Below are 17,423 nucleotides of genomic sequence, written 5' to 3' on the forward strand. Positions count from 1 at the left end.
GACATGGCACAAATCCGCGTCGAAAACCTGCGCAAGTCGTTCGATCAGTTTACCGCCGTACAAGGCTCCAACTTTACGATCGAGGATGGCACCTTCTTTGCGATGCTCGGCCCCTCCGGTTGCGGCAAGACCACCACCTTGCGCATGATTGCGGGCCTGGAGCTGCCGACCGAGGGCAAGATCCTGCTCGACAATGAAGACGTGACCTTCCAGCGCGCGTCCGCGCGCGATATCTCCTTCGTATTTCAGCTTTTTGCGCTGTATCCGCACATGAACGTCGCCGAGAATATCGGTTTTCCGCTCAAGTGCCAGGGCATGGCCCGGCGCGATATTTACCAGCGGGTGCAGGAGACGGCCAAACTGCTGCAAATCGAGCATCTGCTGTCGAGCAGGACGTCGAAGCTGTCTGGCGGCGATCGACAGCGCGTTGCGCTGGGGCGCGCGATGGTGCGGCGGCCAAAGGCTTTTCTGATGGACGAGCCGCTGGGCGCGCTCGATTCCGAGTTTCGTCATCTGATGTGCAGCGAGCTACGCGACCTGCACGATCGCATCGGGGCGACTACCGTCTACGTGACGCATGACCAGCTCGAGGCGATGTCGATGGCGGATCGGATCGCCGTCATGAACCAGGGACGCGTCGAGCAGATCGGCCTGCCGCAGGAGATCTATGATCGGCCCGCGACCATGTTCGTGGCCGATTTCATCGGCTCGCCGCCCATGAATTTTCTGCGCTTCGAGGCAGGTCTGCGCTCCGGCGATCGGACGATAAGCTTCCATGACACGAACATCGCGGTGCCGGAGATCCGGGAGGATCGCGCCAGCGCCGGTATGGCACTCGGCATTCGTCCGGAGCATATCCGCTTCGCCGACGCGGCACCGGTCCGCGGCGAGGTGTTTGGCGCCGAATATCTGGGGACCACCCAGATCGTCACCGTCGACACCGCGCATGGGCGCATTGCGGCGCGGTTGCCTTCCAGCGCGCCCGTGCGGATCGGCGAGCGGGTCGGCCTTGAATTCCGTTCGGAACGTCTCGCGTTGTTCGACGTCGCCAGCGGCCTTGCGATACGAACTGCCAACGTGGGGAGCGCGAACCATGGCTGACGTCGCCCTGCGCAACATCAGCAAGCGCTTCGGCGCGGTGGCGGCGGTGCGCGAGCTCTCGCTCTCGGTGAACGACGGAGAATTCATGGTGCTGCTCGGACCGAGCGGTGCCGGCAAGACCACGACCTTGCGGCTGATCACCGGGCTCGAGACTCCCGATTCCGGCTCGGTCATGATTGACGGACGCGACGTGACGCTGGCTCCTCCGGGAGCGCGCGATATTGCCTTCGTCTTCCAGCAATATTCGCTCTATCCGCATCTCACCGTCTACGACAACCTTGCGTTTCCGTTGCGCTCGCCCGCGCGACGGATATCGGAGCCGACCATCAAGAAGCGGGTCGAGCAGACGGCGGAGTTGCTGCATATCGCAAGCAAGCTGAACAATCGCGCAACCCGACTTTCGGGCGGCGAGATGCAGCGGGTGGCAATCGGTCGTGCGCTGGTCCGCGATCCCTCGATCTATCTGATGGACGAGCCGCTGTCGTCGCTGGACGCCAAGCTCCGTGCCGAGCTTCGGCTGGAGCTGAAGCGGATCCAGCTCGAGCTTGGTGCGACCATCCTCTACGTGACCCACGATCAGGTCGAGGCCATGACGATGGCGTCCCGGATCGGCGTGATCAAGGACGGCGAGCTGCTCCAGCTCGGCACGCCCCGGGAAATCTACGAGCGTCCGTCGTCGAGCTACGTCGCCTCGCGCCTCGGCACGCCCCAGATCAATTTCCTCCCCGCGCGGCTGTTGTCGGACGTGCCGCTGCCGCCGGGAACGGAGACTGTCGGCATCCGCACCGAGCACCTTCGTCTCGCGGCGCGCAATGGCGGCCCGATGGTCGGCCGGGTGCACCGGGTCGAGCACCTCGGCGAGCAGAATCACGTTCACCTGGACTACAAGGGAGAGATGCTGGTCACGCTTGCGGATCCGCATCAACCGCTGCATGCCGGTCAGGAGGTCGAGCTGGATCTGGTGCAACCGCTCTGCTTCGACGGCGCCGGGCAGCGCCTCCCGGCGGTTCATTAGAGGATCAAACGCGATGTCGTTGCAACCCGAGACGTTCAAATCGCTGGTCAGGGTGGCCGCAGAGCGGGTCATTGCCAGCGCGCCCGAGCTCACGAGCCTGGACCAGGCGATCGGTGACGGCGACCACGGATACAATATGAAGCGCGGGTTCGAAGCCGTGCTCGGCAAACTCGATGCGATCTCCGAACAGCCGTTCGACGAGGCTTTGAAGACGATCGGAAAGACGCTCGTGATGACGGTCGGCGGTGCTTCCGGCCCGCTTTACGGCAGCTTCTTCCTGGCCGCAGGCGAGGCCCTCTCGCACGACAAGCACCTGCCTGAGGACATCGCCGATGTCTTCGGCAGCGGCGTGAATGCCGTCAGCGCCCGCGGCCGTTCGCACGCCGGCGAAAAGACCATGCTCGACGTGCTCGTTCCCGTGCTGGAGACGCTGAAGAATGCGGCCGGCCAATCGGACCTGATCGCGCGAGTCAGCACAACGGCCGCAGAGGCGGTCGAGCGGACCGCGCCGATGCAGGCCACCAAGGGGCGGGCGTCGTTTCTCGGGCCGCGCAGCGTCGGTCACATCGACCCCGGCGCGCGCTCGAGCTGTGTTCTCGTGCAGGCGGTATGCGCGAGCCTGGAGGGAAAGCAATGACTGATGCCGTGGGAATCGTGATCGTCTCGCATTCGAAGGACATCGCCAAAGGCACCGCCGACATGGTGCGGCAGATGGTCGGCAGCGAGGTCAAGGTGGCCTTCTGCGGCGGCAATCCCGATGGCGGGCTCGGCACCAGCGTGTCGCTGATCGTCGATGCCATCAACGATGCCTGGTCGGCGAAAGGCGTCGCGATCCTCGTCGATCTCGGCGGCGCCGAAACAAACAGCGAGATGGCGGTCGAAATGCTGGAGCCGGCACGCCGCGATCTCGTTGTCGTATGCAACGCGCCGATCGTCGAGGGCGCCGTGATGGCTGCGACCGAAGCGGCGGGCGGCAGCTCGCTGGCCCAGGTCAAGGCCGTGGCCGAGGAACTCTCTGCCGACTGACGCGTCGGCGAAACGATGATGGAATAAAACGATGTTGGATAAAGCGGACGGCCAGATTATCACCGAGAATGTGCGGCTGGTGCACGCGGTTGGCATGCATGCACGCCCGGCGGTCAAGCTGACCAAGCTGGCCAAGAAGTTCCAGGCCCAGATTTCCGTCCGGGTCGCGGGCGCGGCCGAGTGGATCAATGCCAAGAGCGTGGCCAAGATCATGGCCATGCGCGCGGCTTACGGCAGCACGATCGAGATCAAGGCGTCGGGCAGCGACGCGGAGACTGCCGTCGCCGCCCTGGTCAACCTGATCGCAACAGACTTTCCGGACGAGGCGTCGTAGCATGCAGGGAAGCGCTGCCGGACTGGCTTATCGCGGCAGGACCGCCTCGATCGGCTTTGCCCACGGCCCGCTCGTCCGTGTCGATGCGGGCACGAATGGCGAGCGGATCGCAGGCTCGCTGGTCGAGGAGGCGCTCGATCTTCGCAAGGCGATCGACGCGGCGAGTGGGCAGATCGCCGAGCTCGCCGCGATTGCGGGAGGTGAGGCCGCGCAGATTCTCGAGTTCCAGGTCGCGCTGCTGGAGGATGAGGATTTCATCGAAGCGATCTTCACGGCAATAAGCGAAGGGGATCCCGCCGACGTCGCGTGGCGTTCCGCGCTCGACGAGCAGATTGCGGACTATAATTCGGCCGAGGACGAGTATCTGAAGGCGCGTTGCTCCGATCTTGCGGATCTGCGCGACCGCATCATCAGCATCTTGCGCGGAGGCGGGGGCGAGGCCCCCAAGATACCGAGCGGTGCCGTCGTTTGCGCCGACGATCTGCCGCCCTCGCGTTTCCTGGAGATCGACTGGTCGGCCGGCGGTGGTCTTGCGCTCCTGCGCGGTAGCCCTACGAGTCATGTCGCGATGCTGGCGCGCGCGCGAGGCATCCCCATGGTCGTGCAGCTCGGCGCCGTTCCGGAGATCGGCGCGACGGCGCTGCTCGATGGCGAGGGCGCTACTCTCGAGCTCGATCCCAGCGTCGAGCAGCTCCGGCTATTCGAGAAGCGGCGCGAAATTCATCGCAAGAGCCGGGCGTCCGCGCGGGCGATCCTGCGACGGCCGACCGCATCATGGCGCGGGGAGCGGATCAAGCTGCTCATCAACATCCAGCGCGTCGAGGATCTCGATCATGCCGACGCACAATATGCTGACGGCATTGGATTGATGCGCACCGAGTTTCTGCTCGCCGAGCGCGGCGGCCTGCCGGACGAGGAGACGCAGTATCGCGCCTACGATGCCGTTCTGCGCTGGGCCGATCGACGCCCGGTTACCATTCGCACCTTCGATGCCGGCGGCGACAAGCCGGTACCTGGATTCACCATCGACGGTGAGGCCAATCCCTTTCTGGGCGTACGTGGCCTGCGGCTTTGCCTCGCCCGCCCCGAGATCTTCAGCGTGCAGCTCCGCGCGCTGGCGCGTGCGGCCGTGCATGGAAATCTCAGGGTCATGTTTCCGATGGTCACGGCGCCGGACGAGTTCGAGTCCGGACGGAAGCTGTTCGCCGAAATCGTGCAGCGCTTGCAGGCCGAGGGCATTGCCGCGATGCTTCCGGAGCTGGGAATCATGGTCGAGGTCCCGGCGGCGGCCATGGCAATCGCGACCTTCAAGGCCTCCTTCTTCTCGATCGGCTCGAACGATCTCGCGCAATATGTCCTTGCGTGCGACCGTTCCAATGGAGCTCTCGCCCCCTTGATAGACCCCTTGCATCCGGCCCTGCTCGAACTGATCGCGCGAACCGCGGAGCACGGACGCCGCACTGGCACCAGCGTCAGCCTGTGCGGCGACATGGCGGGCGATCCGCGCTGCCTGCCCGCGCTCCTGAATTGCGGCCTGCGCGAGTTGTCGGTGAATGCATCGGCGCTGGCGCAGATCAAGCAGACCATCGACCGCTTGAGCAGCGGAGGCGGGCTTGGCTGATATGGCGATCGATGAACCGGCGGAGGCCGGCGCCGTTGCGGTTTACAAGCGCATCTTCAAGGAGGTGCTCGAGAGCCGCCCGTCAGGCATGCGGCTGCGCCTGGCCCATGCCATGGGCAAGAACCGCAGCTTTGTCAGCCAGATCAGCAACCCGGCCTATCCGGTGCCGATTCCCGTGCAGCACCTGAACACGATCTTCGACGTCTGCCATTTCCCGCCGCAGGCGAAGGCGGCGTTCCTTCGTGCCTACACCCGTGCGCACCCGCGCCGGATCGGCCGCCTGACGGAGGGGGCGCATGAACGGACGCTGACGCTGCACCTGCCGGACCTCGGCAGCTCGAAGCGCAATGCGGAGCTCGATGCGCTGCTGCAGGAATTCGCGCGGCGCTTGAGTGCGATCATACGGGAAAAATGAGCGCCAAGCTCAGGGAGACGAAGCGGGGAGGAGACCATGAAAAAATTCATCAATTCGGTTGATGGCGTGCTCGCGGAGAGCCTCGACGGGTTGGCTGCGGCGCATGCCGATCTCGTGACGCTCGGGCCCGAGCGGAAGTTCGTGCGGCGCCGCGAGCTCAATTCGCGGAAGGTCGCGCTCGTATCGGGCGGCGGGAGCGGGCACGAGCCGCTGCATGCGGGCTTCGTCGGCTATGGCATGCTCGATGCGGCCTGTCCGGGACAGGTCTTTACCTCGCCGACACCGGACCAGATCGTCGAGGCGGCGCAGGCCGTTTCGGGCGAGGCCGGCGTGCTCTTCATCGTGAAGAACTATGCGGGCGATCGCATGAATTTCGAGATGGCGGCCGAGATTTCCGAGGGACGCACGGCCACCATCGTCACCGACGACGACGTCGCGGTCGAGAATTCCACCCACAGCATCGGCCGCCGGGGTGTGGCCGGGACTCTGATCGTCGAGAAGATCGTCGGCGCGGCGGCCGAGAAGGGGGCCGACCTCCAGGCTTGCGTTGCACTCGGCGAGCGCGTCAACGCCCGGACGCGCTCGATGGGGGTGGCACTAACGAGTTGCACGGTTCCGGCTGCAGGCACGCCGACCTTTGTGCTCGCCGACGATGAGATGGAGGTGGGTGTCGGCATCCATGGCGAACCGGGACGCCGCCGCGTCAAGCTGGAGCGTGCCGATGCGATCGCTCTTGAGATGACCACTGCCATTGCCGGGGATCTCGACGCCCGCGAGGGCAACGAAGCCCTGCTTCTCGTCAATGGATTTGGCGGAACGCCCGCGATCGAACTCTATCTGATGTACAATGCGGCGCGGCGGATGCTCGAAAGGCGCGGCCTGCGCATCGCCCGCTCGCTGGTCGGCAGCTATGTCACCTCGCTGGACATGGCGGGGTGCTCGCTCACCGTGAGTCTGCTCGATACCGAGACCCGTGCGCTTTGGGACCATCCCGTGCGCACGGCCGCGTTGAAATGGTGACGGCGGCTGCTAACGACTGCTGATGATTTCGATCGTGCTCCGGCGGATGATTGGCTGGGGCCACGTCTCACGCATGCATCGGGAATTTTCCCGGTCCACCCTCCCTGAAACTTGCCGTGTCCTTCGGACACGGCTTCTTTTTGGGGGGCGGTAGACAGCTATTTCCCCTGGCCGTCCCAGGCGCGGGGTGCATAGCGGCTGAAGGGACTCCGTGTCGGCCGAGCATCCAAATCGATCCATCTCGGTCAGCGCCGATTGCTGCTCGTGCTTGGTTCCGAGGGTCTTCATGGTCAAGTGGGCCGCGCCTGCCGGGTAGCGACAAGGAACAAGATGCCGGCTGTCACGCCCAAGATCCCCGGAGATGGGACCAGCAGCAACGTCAACAATGCGAACCAGATGGTCACCGTCCAGCCGAGCCACGCCCCAGGCGTGATGCCCCTTCCGGCAAGCGTCCACTGGAGAACGCCCAGCAACATCGAGGGTATCGCAAAGCTGCCTATGCTTGCCCAGAAGACGACTGCGTTCTGCAACGATTCGATACTGGGCTGCGTGCCCTTGAGCGGCACCGCCGCCCAAAGGCCCTGGGCGACCCAATCAAGCATTTTTGGCCCTCGGAAGATGATCATGAGGATGAGGTGACCAACGCCCAGTGTGATGAGGAGTGCCGAGCCAATTCGTTGCAAAACCTTCGTTGCCATCATGGAATTCTCTGTGTGTGGGTCGCTCGCATTGTCCAGTCGGAATTTACGCGCGTGTTGGATAGTTTTGTGATGCATGAATAAAAGCACTGGCTCGCCCACATCCGGTGGACACGAAGGCGCAGCGATTGGCCTGGAATGTTGCCTCCGCGAAATGGAAGCCGAGGCGACCATGCGCCCATGCGCATTCGTAGGAGATTGACTGGGCATCGATCACGGGGCGGTGGGGCGACGTGCTCCGGTTAGTTCAGCGCAGGTTTCGCGCGTTGCGCGAATGCTCGCTGTTGCTGCCGCGCGCACGAGATTGTCGATCTCGGGCGGCGGCGCTTCACCGCGCGAGATGTGCGGGCGCACCCCGGCATAGGGGATGTCAATGATCGCGAATCTAGTCGCGCGTCTCAACGTGGGCGAAACCTCGCCAAATAGCCGTCGGGCTATGTCGTCCAGGACAACGTCAAACTCCTTTCCCAGGCGCCGTGCTTCGCGCTCCATATCTGGCGGCCAGCCACCTCCTACAAACTCCTCCCTCCGATGCATGATCGCGATCCGAGCACCTGTTCGATCCGACCTGACCCACTGAGGAACAAACAGACTGGCGGCGATGGCGGCCTCGTTAGGATCGTCGTGTTGGAGCGCCGCTGAAAACCCCCGGTGAAATGCCGCAATCTTACCGAGCCACAGGCGGCCCAGCAGTTCATCGCGTGATTGAAACCGGTGATAGATCGATCCGGACGGCGCCCCAAGCGCATGGGCGATCGCGGACATCGTGGCGGCGGCTATGCCAGAGTTCGCGATGATACGCGCTGCGCTATCCAGAATCTGATGTTCGGTGAACTTCGATGGCCTGGGCATCCGAATTAGATACTAGATTCTATAATTAAAAACAAGTAGAGTCGCGAACGCCGTGCAAACCAGGAGGTTACCGATGACTGTCGCCGTCACGGGCTCATTGGCAGATCAGGTCAGACACGACAGAGTTCGCTGGTCGATCGGCCCTAACGCTAACTCGCGCAGTCAGCCGAATGCGTCAGAGCTCAGGGCGTCTCACGCAAGCCTTCAAGGTCTCGGGCGATGACCTTGCCACCTGGCCAGCGCCCGATCGCTTCCTTTCCGCGTTTCGGTTTACCGCGCTTCGCGAAGCGCTTTCCCAGGAAACCAGACACGGTGCGATTTGAATTGAGCAGTGATGGTCGTGTCGTCGGCGAAGTAGGGCCGGATCGTTGGGGAGCGTTGCCGCGAACGATCCAGCTCAGCGACTTCCATTGCGTCACAACCTGGAGCAGTCTCGGCCACCGCTGGGAAGGCGTTGGCTTTCGGGACTTCTGCACCGCGTTCGCTTTAATTCAAGCGTGCGAAGACCATCTGGTTGTGTTCCGCGGAAGCGATGGCTACCATGCCGCTTTGCCGCTGATCGACCTGTTGCAGCCGGACGTGCTGCTGGCCGATCGTTTGGACGGCGCGCCGCTCCCGGTGGCCCATGGAGCGCCGCTGCGGTTGGTGGCACCGGCCCACTACGGCTACAAGAACGTCAAACATATCGAGCGAATAGAGTTCGGCGTCCATCCGCGTCGCTATCGCCCGGCAGGGCCTGGCTTCATATTCCATCCGCGGGCTCGTGTCGCGATGGAGGAGCGCGGTGTCGGGTTTCCGGGGTGGCTCCTGCGGCGTGCATATCGGCCTTTGATCGCCCCCACCATAATGCGTTGCGCGGAAGCGCTCGAAATGTATCAGGCGAAGAATCATTCGCCAACGACGTCGGAGCATACGCCGAGACAACCTGCGTCGAAGTTGAGGTCAGGCGGTCAATGACTGATAGCGGCCCGACATGAACGCGTATAAAACCTAATACCCGGCCACGTGAAGTTCGTCGCCGTCACCTATGGCACCGAGGGCGATACGCGCCCCATGGCGCTGCTTTGCCGGGCACTGATGGATGCCGGCCACCGTGTCCACCTGCTGGCCGACGTCGCCACGCTCGGCTACGCCGCGGCCCTCGGTGTACCGGCAACCGGCCTCGCCGGCGACATTCGCTCCGCGCTCCGGCAGGACACGATGCTTGCTAAAAGCGGCGGCGGTTTCGCCGACACGGCGAGCGCATTTGCCCGCATCGCCACCGCCAAATCCGAAGCGTGGCTCCGCACCGCGGCCGCCGCCGCAGAAGACTGCGACGCCGTGGTTCTCGGCGGTCTGGCCGCCTTCGTGGGCCTTTCTGCCGCGGAGGCCTTCGGCATTCCGGCCATCGGCACCGGGCTCATCCCGATTACGCCGACGCGTGAATTCGCCTCCCCATTCGTGCGCCTGGGTACTGTGCCGCGCTGGCTGAACCGGACGAGCCACAGGCTGGTCAATGCGTTGCTCTGGCGCATCTTCAAAACGTCCGTCAACGCGGCCCGCGCTGCCGTGTGCGGGCTGCCGCCACGCCGCAGTGTCTGGACCGACCATCCGATGCTCTACGGCATATCCCCAAGCCTCGTGCCGCAGCCAGCCGACTGGCCGCCAACCGCGCGGATCTGCGGCCAGTGGCTGGCGCCCGTGACCGACTGGTCGCCACCAGCAGCGTTGGGCGAGTTCCTCGCCGCAGGCGAGCTGCCAATTTATTTCGGTTTTGGCAGCATGGGGGGCCTGGGCGGCGCGCAGTTGATGCGCGAGGCGCTGGCGGCGCTACGCGGTCGGCGCGCGCTGTTCTACCCCGGCTGGGGCGGCGCAGTGGCCGCCGACTTGCCTGCTAACGTCCATCTGTTGGCGGACGCGCCACATGGCTGGCTATTTCCCCGCGTGGCGTTGGCGATCCATCATGGCGGTGCCGGCACTACCCACGCCGCGGCCCGTGCCGGCGTGCCCTCGGTGGTAGTCCCATTCGCGGGCGACCAGCCTTTCTGGGCTGATCGCCTGCACAAAGCTGGCGCTGCCCCGTCGCCTGTGCCCGCCAAAAGCCTGAGTGCGGATCGGCTTGCGCGCGCCATCGACGAGGCGAACAGGGACGCTCCACGCGCCAGTGCCACGGCGCTCGCCGTGTCCATCGCGCGGGAGGATGGGTTGAAGGCGGCCGCCACGGCGATCGTAACTCTGGCGCGGCGCGACGTCTGGGGACGCCGCGGCCTTCAGTGAAACTCGATTTGTATCGCTGTGGTTATGCCCCTCGGTGACGCATAGGTTTGTGCGCGCCAGGTTGTGTCCTGAGGTGAGGGGCGCCGGTCCGAGTTGAAAAGTCCGTTGGACCGCGGCTTACCAAACGCGATCCATTCAGCCCAGCAATGCTGATTGTCCCGCTGCCCCCGGGAAGTAGGTAAGGTCGAGCGCTGGCGGCGTCACGGCTGTCTGCGAAAGCAGGGCGTGGACCTGTCCGCGATGGTGGGCGTGATGCAGGAAGAGCTGCGACAACACGAGATGGATCGGCATCTGCCTTGGCGTGCCGTCCATGCTGTTGAATGACAGGTTCCCAGCGCAGCCATCCTTATCCAAGATGAGGTCGGTAGTTTCGACGATCCGCACGTCTTCCACGAAGCGGGCATCGCGGAGGCTGGAGAAATCGACGCAGACCTCATAATCGAGCGATGGAATGTTGTGCGGCTCGCCGGTCAATCGAGCGAGCCAAATTCTGTCTGTGGCCAACAGATGGTTCAGCGTGCGATGGATCGATCCAAATGCACAAGCGCGGGGGCGAAAGTATTCGGTCGGATCTAATTCGGAGCACGCGGAGTAAATCCGCTGATTGGCCCAGCCTGTCCAGCGTGCTAACGTTCGGAAGCTGTCGAACATCACTTACCCCCAAGTTGCTGAAAGCTAGCCAGATCAGACGGGGTGTGTCGAATCGATTTCCCTAATCGAGAGAGAAGCCTCGCTAGTGCCCGTGCGCCGCGACCTTTCGCCGACCCATTTGCTGCGCGCTTTCTCCGTATTGGCCCGCACTCGGAATTTTGGACGGACGGCCGCGGAACTCGGACTTACCCAGAGCGCCGTAAGCCAACGAATTGCGGCGCTGGAAGCTCGTCTCGACGTCCGTCTGTTCGACCGTCAGTCGAGCGCCCTCACCAACGCGGGCGAGGCCTACCTTGAGGCGGTCGTGCCTCTGCTCGAGCAACTGGCAGCCGCGGAGGAACGCGTCGCGTCCGATTGGTCGCGAAGTCGGAAGAACGTCGTTCGGCTAAGCATCGTGCCATCCTACGCGCGCTGCTGGTTGATGCCTCGTTTGTCAGCCCTGACCATGGAGTTGCGCGAAATCTCCCTCTACGTCCACGCCACGGACGCCCGAGTCTCCCTTGATGACGGAGAATTCGATCTCGCGATCCGTGTGCAGCCTACCAATGCGGCGGCGGGCGACCGGATGACCCGAGAGGAAGACGTATTGGTTGCGGTCGCCCCGCCGACAATGGTCAAGTCTGCTCAAGCAGATCCTTTTCAAGACACCGTTTTGTTTGATGATGACTGCGGCCTTTTGGGCGTAGCGTCCGGTCATTCCTGGCAGGAATGGTACAGTGCGACAGGATACGAACGTCGACAGACTGGTCGCATGGTTCAGTGCAGCGACGCTGGATTGATCGTGGAGGCGGTACGCAACGGTGCGGGCGCAGCGCTGGTCCGTCGTTCACTTGTCCAGGGAGACCTTGAGTCCGGCCACCTCGTTCAGGGCGGTCCTTCCGTCGCCAGCGCGGGCCAAACTGTTTTGCTGCAAAGGCCAAAGCAAAAACGAAGCAGAGCTGCTACGTCGGTTGCGCGTTGGCTCTCCGAAGAGGCCATCAGCACCTCAACATAGCGGGGCACCTGTCGCCGATCGCGCTAGGCGACCGAACGCCTGGCTTGATCTGGATCAAGCCTCCGCGGTGGCCGCCCCGCTAGCTGCTCAGCAGCCGTCTGCCGGCCCGGAGGCAATGAGCCTTGAAGACGCTTCGTCAGCTTCTGTCCGCGGAGGACGTTGTCCAGCTCGTGATCCGGCTGGGCTTGCTCGGGCTGCTGATCTTCTGGACCTTCCTCGTGATCCGGCCGTTCGTGCCGATCCTGAGCTGGAGCGCCGTGCTGGCGGTGGCGTTCCATCCCGTCTTCGCCTGGCTCGCCCAACGCCTCGGAGGCCGTCCCCGGACAGCCTCAGCCGTTCTCACCCTGGCCACGCTGGGCATCGTCATCGGTCCCGCCGCCTGGCTCGGCCTCAGTGCAGTCGACGGGATCCGGGACCTTGCGGGGCAGATCGGCAGTGGCGATCTCGCGCTCCAGGCCGCGCCGGAGCAGATCAAGAGCTGGCCGTTGATCGGTCCTCAGCTCTATGCGATCTGGAACGAGGCCTACACGAACATCCGCGCGGCGTTGCGCGAGGTGGCGCCGTACTTGAAGCCGCTCGCCGGAATGATGCTGTCGTTTGCCGGTGACACCGGAATTGGAATGCTCCAATTTTTGCTGTCGGTGATCGTCGCGGGCTTTCTGCTTCCGCACGGCGCGCAGCTCGTCGCCGCGCTCCGCGGCTTCCTGTTGCGCATCGTGCCCGGCCAGAGCGAGCACTTTCTCGAGCTCGCCGGCGCCACCATACGCGCCGTCTCGCAGGGCATCATCGGCGTCGCCATCCTTCAGGCCTTGCTGGCGGGCATCGGCTTCAAGCTGGCAGAGATCCCAAGCGCGGGACTGCTCGCGCTCGTCGTTCTCCTGCTGTCGATCGTCCAGATCGGCGGCGCCCCCGTTCTTCTCCCCGTGCTGATCTGGATATGGATGGACAAGGACGTGACGGTCGCCGTGCTGTTGACGGTCTACCTGGTCGTCGTCGGTCTGCTCGACAACGTGCTGAAGCCGCTCCTCATGGGGCGGGGCCTGACGACGCCGACGCTCGTCATCCTGATCGGGGTCATTGGCGGTACGCTCGCGCACGGGATCATCGGCCTGTTCATTGGGCCGATCATCCTGTCGGTGGCCTGGGAGCTTGCGACCGCGTGGATGGGGATCGGCCGCGCTGCGTCAGCGCGCGTCGATCAGGCGACCGTTGTCGCGAAGGATGCCGTCGAGGCGCGATTGACCTAGATTGAAAGGTTGGCTTCAACCCGATGATGCTCCAATTCCTTGTCGGCACACTCGTCAGCGTGATCAATATCGGAATCCACGCGCTCGTGACGGTGGTCGCCGTGACCATCGCCCGCAGTGCCGTCCCGCGTCATACCAGGCAGCCGCGATTGCACCTGATGAGGGTCATGATCGCGGTCGCCGTCGTGTTGAAGGTCGCCCACATGCTCGAAATTCTGACATGGGCGGTGACCTATCATGTCGTCCAGGCCGCCGCCGCAGACGCGGACATGCTCTACTTTGCGTTCGTCAACTACACCACGCTCGGCTATGGCGACATCACGCCGGTGCGCGAATGGCGGCTGATCGGCCCGCTGACTGCCATGAACGGTGTTCTTCTGTTCGGCTGGTCCGCCGCCATTCTGTTCGAAGTCTTGCTCAAGACGCTCGACCGTCTCGGGCTCACGGAAAAACCCGGTGCGGACCTGCCGCGCACCTGATACTGTCGCCTCGGTCAATCGCGACCTTGCGGATCGTGAACGGCATTTCGCCGGCTCAGGACTGCAGATCGAGGCTTGCGAGCTGGTGCCGGTCGAGCAGAACGATCTGGCGTTGGGTGTTGCCGATGAAGCCGAGAACGCCGAGCTCATGCAGTCGCGACAGAGCCCGCGAGACGGTCTCCAGCGTCAGGCCGAGATAGTCGGCGATATCGCGTCGCGACATCGGAAGCGCCATGACGCCGGCGGCCGTCAGTCGCTTGTCCATTTCGAGCAGGAACGCGGCGACGCGCTCCAGGGAGGTCTTGCGGCCGAGAAGCAGCATGTGGTCTTCCGCATGCTGGAGGTTGCTCGTGGTCATGCTGAGCAGGTTTCTGGCCACCATGGCATCGCCCTCGGCCACGGTTTCCAGGCTTTGGCGTTTGATCAGCCGCACCGTGGTGTCGACGATGGCTTCCGTCGTGAACCGATGCTCGCTGCCGTTCTCGAGCCCGAAAATGTCGCCGACGAGGTGAAATGCGCCGATCTGCCTGCGGCCGTCCGACAGTAGCTTGTAGCTTCGCACCGCACCGAACTTGACCTGGTAGACATACTCGGCCGGCTCCTTCTCGCCGTAGATCTCGGAGCCTTTTCGGTAGGAAAATTCGCTTAAATTGACCAGTGCATTTGAATGACTTGCCATGCCGAGGTCGCGGAGAGTATTGGGACGCAGCGTGGAATCCGTCGTGATGCGAACGAACATAGGCCAACTCCTCAGCTTTTCCGCCGAATTGGTCTGGCAAACGAAATGCTTTGCCGAGAATGCGCCGCGCAATCCCACTCCCGCCGAAGTTGATTTTCGACCAAGGAAGTATTCTTATCCATTGTCCCGAGGTTCATTGTACCAAAGGACAGCACTGGCGATTGCTGCGCTGGCTGAGAAGCCCAGCCACAGGGCAGATGCGACATATTGCGAAGCAGATATTTCGACCTTCAAACGTGAAGATCGATTTGAAGAATGAGTAGGACGTCGAGCGTCCTAATTGATTTTTGGTGAGAGGTAGAGTTGCCAGGCCTTGTTCACGTTGTTGACGACGACGCGTCCTTTCGGACCGCGATCGAGCGCCGACTGAAGCTCGCGGGATACGAGGTGGCGACCTATGCTTCTGCAGTGGAGCTGCTGGATTCGCTGTCGGATGAGGAGCAGGTCGGGTGTATCCTGCTCGACGTCCGGATCCCTGGCCTGAGCGGTCCGGACCTGCAGGCCCGGCTGGTCGCGTCCGGTTCGATGTTGCCCATCATCTTCCTGACCGGTCATGCCGACACGCCAACGACGGTACGTGCGATCAAGGCCGGTGCGGAAGACTTCCTGACCAAACCGGTGTCGTCCGCGCAACTGCTCGATGCCATCGAGCGGGCGCTGGCCAGTCAGCGGACGGCGCGCGCCCAGGCCAGCAGGCTTGATTTGCTTCGTCGTCATCTGGCCGCACTGACGCAGCGCGAGCGGCAGGTGTTTGATCTGATCGTGCGCGGCCGGATCAACAAGCAGATCGCGCATGAACTGGGGACCACCGAGCGCACGGTGAAGGCGCACCGCCATCAAGTGATGGAGAAGATGCAGGTTCGCTCGCTGGCGGAGCTCGTTTCGATCGCAGAGCGTCTCGGAATGCTCGATCCGGACGAACGCTGACGGCTTCGGGACGGCGCGAGTTCCCTCGATGTGCCTGTCCCAAAGGACAATGCCGCGGCGTGTTGACAGTGCGCGACGAGCTGTGTGCAATAATGCACTTATAACCGCGTCAAGATGCGGAGCAATCGTATCCAATATCCCACCGTGGTCTTCCGGAAAGGCACATCGCCTTGCCCCTGCGCGAGTCCGTCTTTGTCGTTGATGATGATCTGGCCATGCGAACCAGCATGGACAGGCTTCTGCGAGGACACGGCTTCGCCACGACGCTTTTCGACACCGGGAGCGCCTTGCTCGATCACGGCAGGTTCCACACCGCGATCTGCATCATCCTCGACATCAATCTGGGTGCAAAGTCCGGCATCGAGGTGCGGCGAAGCCTGGCCGACAAGGGGATCGCGGCGCCGGTGATCTATGTCACCGGCAATGACAGCCCGGCAAACCGCGCCGCGGCGATTGCCTCAGGCTGCATCGCCTATCTGATCAAGCCCTTTGCAGCGCAGTCCTTGATCGAGTCCGTGGAGCGCGCCCTCGTCTTATAGCTCCGCGCCGGCCGTCATTCGTCGACATATTGCTCGAGTGTCCTGGACGGCGCCCCCGTGTGAGCGGAGGCAAATTGCGCCAAGGGAATCGAGGTCGTCAGGGCAAGAAGATTGGAATCGACAAGTTCGAGCAGAAGCGTCTGACCCTTTTCCATCTCCGCGATGATTGTTGGCGCCACGACGTCGGCCGCGATGCATAGATTGGTGAGACACCAGGTATAGGGAATGCGGAACGCGGCGCCGTGGTCGATGGCTAGTTTAGGCGATTGTTGCAGGTACATCCCGACCGGTACGAAAAGTTGCAGGCGGGCCGTGGGCGCGTCCTCCCGCTCGATCAGATCGATGCGCACGGCCGTCTGCCCGGTCGCGAACCGGCCGGTGATCGAGGTTCGGCAGAGGGTGGGCGCGCCGCCGGCCTTGAAGCACAATTTTTGCCAGCTGCCATAGCTGATGTCGTTGGCTTCGCGCTGGCCGCGCGTTGCGAACTCGGGGGGCTTTTCGGATTGCGCCGCCCTGGGCGAAGCGACACTCGAGATCGTGGCGGCCCCGATTGCTGCAACCATCAGGAGGCCAGAGAGGCAATCAAGAGCACGGGCCATCGCTGCAACTCCGAAATCCGGACTCAGTTCTGCGCATCGAGAAACTTGGCGACCAACGGCGACCAGAGCGGAACCGCATCCGGCGAACCGATGAAGAAATGTCCCTCGTTGCCGAACGGCGGCATCAGGTGATATTCGGCCCGGCCGCCGGCGGCGATGAAGGCGTCGTGCATGCGCTTTGACAGTTCGGGACCGAAAAACGTGTCGTTCCCGATGTAGATCCACAGCATCGGCACGCGCGATGTGCGGCCGAAATCGGCGGTGGCCTCGACCAGGCGGTCGGGAGCGCAATTGTTGTTCGGCTTGCCGTCGACGCGTCCACCGCGGCCCCCGGCAAAGACAATGATGGCCTTCACCTGCGGCGGGTTCATGCTCGACAGGGCGATCGCAGCCCAGCCGCCGGCGGACTGCCCGACCACGATCACGTCCTTCGGGACGATCCGCTTCTCGGCGGCCAGGTAGTCAATGATCCAGAGATCGACCTGGGCGATCGCAAGGCCGGCATCATGGAAGTTCGGATTGGTGCATTTGCCAACCTTCGAGAAGAACGGCCCATAGAGCGCCCGCTCGGGGATATCGATCGCTGCTGCGCCATACCCGCTGCCGACCGGCGCCACCACCAGATAGCCTCGCCTTGCGAACCATTTGGCGGCGTCGCGAAATTCCACTAGCGGAAAAAAGCTGCGATTGGTCGGGTTGAGCGAGACACCATGGTTCATGATCACCAGCGGAAACGGTCCGTCGCCGACCGGGCGCACCAGATAGGCGAACATCGGCAGCGGCAGGGGCAGCGCCCAGATTTCCTCCTGGATGCGGACCTCGTCCCCGGCGCGCGTGGGCGATACGGCCATGAAGAGGGCGAGGAAGGTGATCGCGAGACAATGGAGCAAGGCAGGTCCGCGTCGCATCC

22 protein-coding genes are annotated in these 17,423 nt (G+C 63.5%); 16 read left to right on the forward strand and 6 right to left on the reverse strand.

Annotated elements, in window-relative coordinates:
• Positions 1-3 precede the first annotated feature (3 nt).
• Genes AB7M16_RS34235 through dhaK form a run of 8 tightly spaced genes read left to right on the forward strand, consistent with a single transcriptional unit; the run spans position 4 to position 6,532 of the window.
• Entirely contained in the window at positions 4-1,101 is a 1,098-nt protein-coding gene (locus AB7M16_RS34235; protein ID WP_453946664.1) for an ABC transporter ATP-binding protein, read from the forward strand.
• On the forward strand, positions 1,094-2,116 hold the full coding sequence (locus tag AB7M16_RS34240; RefSeq protein WP_453946665.1) for an ABC transporter ATP-binding protein: 1,023 nt from the start codon (positions 1,094-1,096) through the stop codon (positions 2,114-2,116). Before AB7M16_RS34235 ends, AB7M16_RS34240 begins: the two co-directional genes overlap by 8 nt.
• Positions 2,117-2,129: 13 nt before the next feature.
• The gene (gene dhaL, locus AB7M16_RS34245) at positions 2,130-2,753 is read left to right on the forward strand and encodes a dihydroxyacetone kinase subunit DhaL (protein WP_453946666.1); all 624 of its coding nucleotides are present in this window, start codon (positions 2,130-2,132) and stop codon (positions 2,751-2,753) included.
• Positions 2,750-3,142, forward strand: coding sequence for a dihydroxyacetone kinase phosphoryl donor subunit DhaM (gene dhaM / locus AB7M16_RS34250; protein WP_036041954.1), 393 nt, complete (start codon positions 2,750-2,752; stop codon positions 3,140-3,142). The genes dhaL and dhaM overlap by 4 nt, the downstream gene beginning before the upstream one ends.
• A gap of 31 nt (positions 3,143-3,173) precedes the next feature.
• Positions 3,174-3,476: an HPr family phosphocarrier protein gene (locus AB7M16_RS34255; RefSeq protein WP_172784543.1), complete on the forward strand. Its 303-nt coding sequence runs from the start codon at positions 3,174-3,176 to the stop codon at positions 3,474-3,476.
• A 1-nt stretch (position 3,477) separates the two neighbouring features.
• Entirely contained in the window at positions 3,478-5,097 is a 1,620-nt protein-coding gene (gene ptsP / locus AB7M16_RS34260) for a phosphoenolpyruvate--protein phosphotransferase (RefSeq protein WP_453946667.1), read from the forward strand.
• A gap of 1 nt (position 5,098) precedes the next feature.
• Positions 5,099-5,512 (forward strand): hypothetical protein, encoded by a 414-nt coding sequence (locus AB7M16_RS34265; RefSeq protein WP_172784643.1) that lies wholly within the window; start codon positions 5,099-5,101, stop codon positions 5,510-5,512.
• 36 nt (positions 5,513-5,548) lie between these two features.
• Positions 5,549-6,532: a dihydroxyacetone kinase subunit DhaK gene (dhaK, locus tag AB7M16_RS34270; RefSeq protein ID WP_439400804.1), complete on the forward strand. Its 984-nt coding sequence runs from the start codon at positions 5,549-5,551 to the stop codon at positions 6,530-6,532.
• Positions 6,533-6,822: 290 nt separating this feature from the next.
• Here the strand turns inward: dhaK and AB7M16_RS34275 are convergent, their stop codons facing one another.
• Positions 6,823-7,233 carry a hypothetical protein gene (locus tag AB7M16_RS34275; protein ID WP_439400803.1) on the reverse strand — a complete coding sequence of 137 codons (411 nt, stop codon included), beginning with the start codon at positions 7,231-7,233 and terminating at the stop codon, positions 6,823-6,825.
• A gap of 210 nt (positions 7,234-7,443) precedes the next feature.
• Complete coding sequence (locus AB7M16_RS34280) at positions 7,444-8,082, reverse strand: TetR family transcriptional regulator (protein ID WP_439400802.1); 639 nt, start codon at positions 8,080-8,082, stop codon at positions 7,444-7,446.
• Positions 8,083-8,301: 219 nt separating this feature from the next.
• Between AB7M16_RS34280 and AB7M16_RS34285 the strand changes: the two genes are divergently transcribed.
• The gene (locus AB7M16_RS34285; protein WP_453946668.1) at positions 8,302-9,039 is read left to right on the forward strand and encodes a molybdopterin-dependent oxidoreductase; all 738 of its coding nucleotides are present in this window, start codon (positions 8,302-8,304) and stop codon (positions 9,037-9,039) included.
• A 48-nt stretch (positions 9,040-9,087) separates the two neighbouring features.
• Complete coding sequence (locus tag AB7M16_RS34290) at positions 9,088-10,338, forward strand: glycosyltransferase (protein WP_453946669.1); 1,251 nt, start codon at positions 9,088-9,090, stop codon at positions 10,336-10,338.
• A 135-nt stretch (positions 10,339-10,473) separates the two neighbouring features.
• On the opposite strand, the gene AB7M16_RS34295 is transcribed toward AB7M16_RS34290, so the two are convergent.
• Positions 10,474-10,989, reverse strand: a complete 516-nt coding sequence (locus tag AB7M16_RS34295; protein WP_453946670.1) for a DinB family protein — start codon at positions 10,987-10,989, stop codon at positions 10,474-10,476.
• Between the two features lie 85 nt (positions 10,990-11,074).
• Here AB7M16_RS34295 and AB7M16_RS34300 point away from each other — a divergent pair, with 85 nt between their 5' ends.
• The 3 genes from AB7M16_RS34300 to AB7M16_RS34310 all read left to right on the forward strand — a co-directional run bounded on the left by AB7M16_RS34300 (position 11,075) and on the right by AB7M16_RS34310 (position 13,709).
• Positions 11,075-11,983, forward strand: a complete 909-nt coding sequence (locus AB7M16_RS34300) for a LysR family transcriptional regulator (RefSeq protein ID WP_453946671.1) — start codon at positions 11,075-11,077, stop codon at positions 11,981-11,983.
• A 122-nt stretch (positions 11,984-12,105) separates the two neighbouring features.
• Positions 12,106-13,230: an AI-2E family transporter gene (locus AB7M16_RS34305; RefSeq protein WP_453946672.1), complete on the forward strand. Its 1,125-nt coding sequence runs from the start codon at positions 12,106-12,108 to the stop codon at positions 13,228-13,230.
• A 23-nt stretch (positions 13,231-13,253) separates the two neighbouring features.
• Positions 13,254-13,709 (forward strand): potassium channel family protein, encoded by a 456-nt coding sequence (locus AB7M16_RS34310; protein WP_453946673.1) that lies wholly within the window; start codon positions 13,254-13,256, stop codon positions 13,707-13,709.
• Between the two features lie 55 nt (positions 13,710-13,764).
• On the opposite strand, the gene AB7M16_RS34315 is transcribed toward AB7M16_RS34310, so the two are convergent.
• On the reverse strand, positions 13,765-14,448 hold the full coding sequence (locus AB7M16_RS34315) for a helix-turn-helix domain-containing protein (RefSeq protein WP_453946674.1): 684 nt from the start codon (positions 14,446-14,448) through the stop codon (positions 13,765-13,767).
• Here AB7M16_RS34315 and AB7M16_RS34320 point away from each other — a divergent pair.
• The 3 genes from AB7M16_RS34320 to AB7M16_RS34330 all read left to right on the forward strand — a co-directional run bounded on the left by AB7M16_RS34320 (position 14,435) and on the right by AB7M16_RS34330 (position 15,914).
• On the forward strand, positions 14,435-14,707 hold the full coding sequence (locus AB7M16_RS34320; RefSeq protein WP_453946675.1) for a hypothetical protein: 273 nt from the start codon (positions 14,435-14,437) through the stop codon (positions 14,705-14,707). The two genes, AB7M16_RS34315 and AB7M16_RS34320, sit on opposite strands and share 14 nt — an antisense overlap.
• A 44-nt stretch (positions 14,708-14,751) precedes the next feature.
• A complete protein-coding gene (locus AB7M16_RS34325; protein WP_212256538.1) occupies positions 14,752-15,375 on the forward strand; it encodes a response regulator transcription factor in 624 nt (207 codons plus the stop codon).
• A gap of 170 nt (positions 15,376-15,545) precedes the next feature.
• Complete coding sequence (locus AB7M16_RS34330) at positions 15,546-15,914, forward strand: response regulator transcription factor (RefSeq protein WP_453946676.1); 369 nt, start codon at positions 15,546-15,548, stop codon at positions 15,912-15,914.
• A gap of 14 nt (positions 15,915-15,928) precedes the next feature.
• Here AB7M16_RS34330 and AB7M16_RS34335 read toward each other — a convergent pair whose 3' ends face one another.
• Positions 15,929-16,513, reverse strand: coding sequence for an invasion associated locus B family protein (locus tag AB7M16_RS34335; protein ID WP_453946677.1), 585 nt, complete (start codon positions 16,511-16,513; stop codon positions 15,929-15,931).
• 23 nt (positions 16,514-16,536) lie between these two features.
• Positions 16,537-17,364 (reverse strand): alpha/beta hydrolase family protein, encoded by an 828-nt coding sequence (locus tag AB7M16_RS34340; protein WP_453947301.1) that lies wholly within the window; start codon positions 17,362-17,364, stop codon positions 16,537-16,539.
• Positions 17,365-17,423: the final 59 nt, after the last annotated feature.

The sequence above is a fragment of the Bradyrhizobium sp. USDA 372 genome (genome assembly GCF_053629095.1).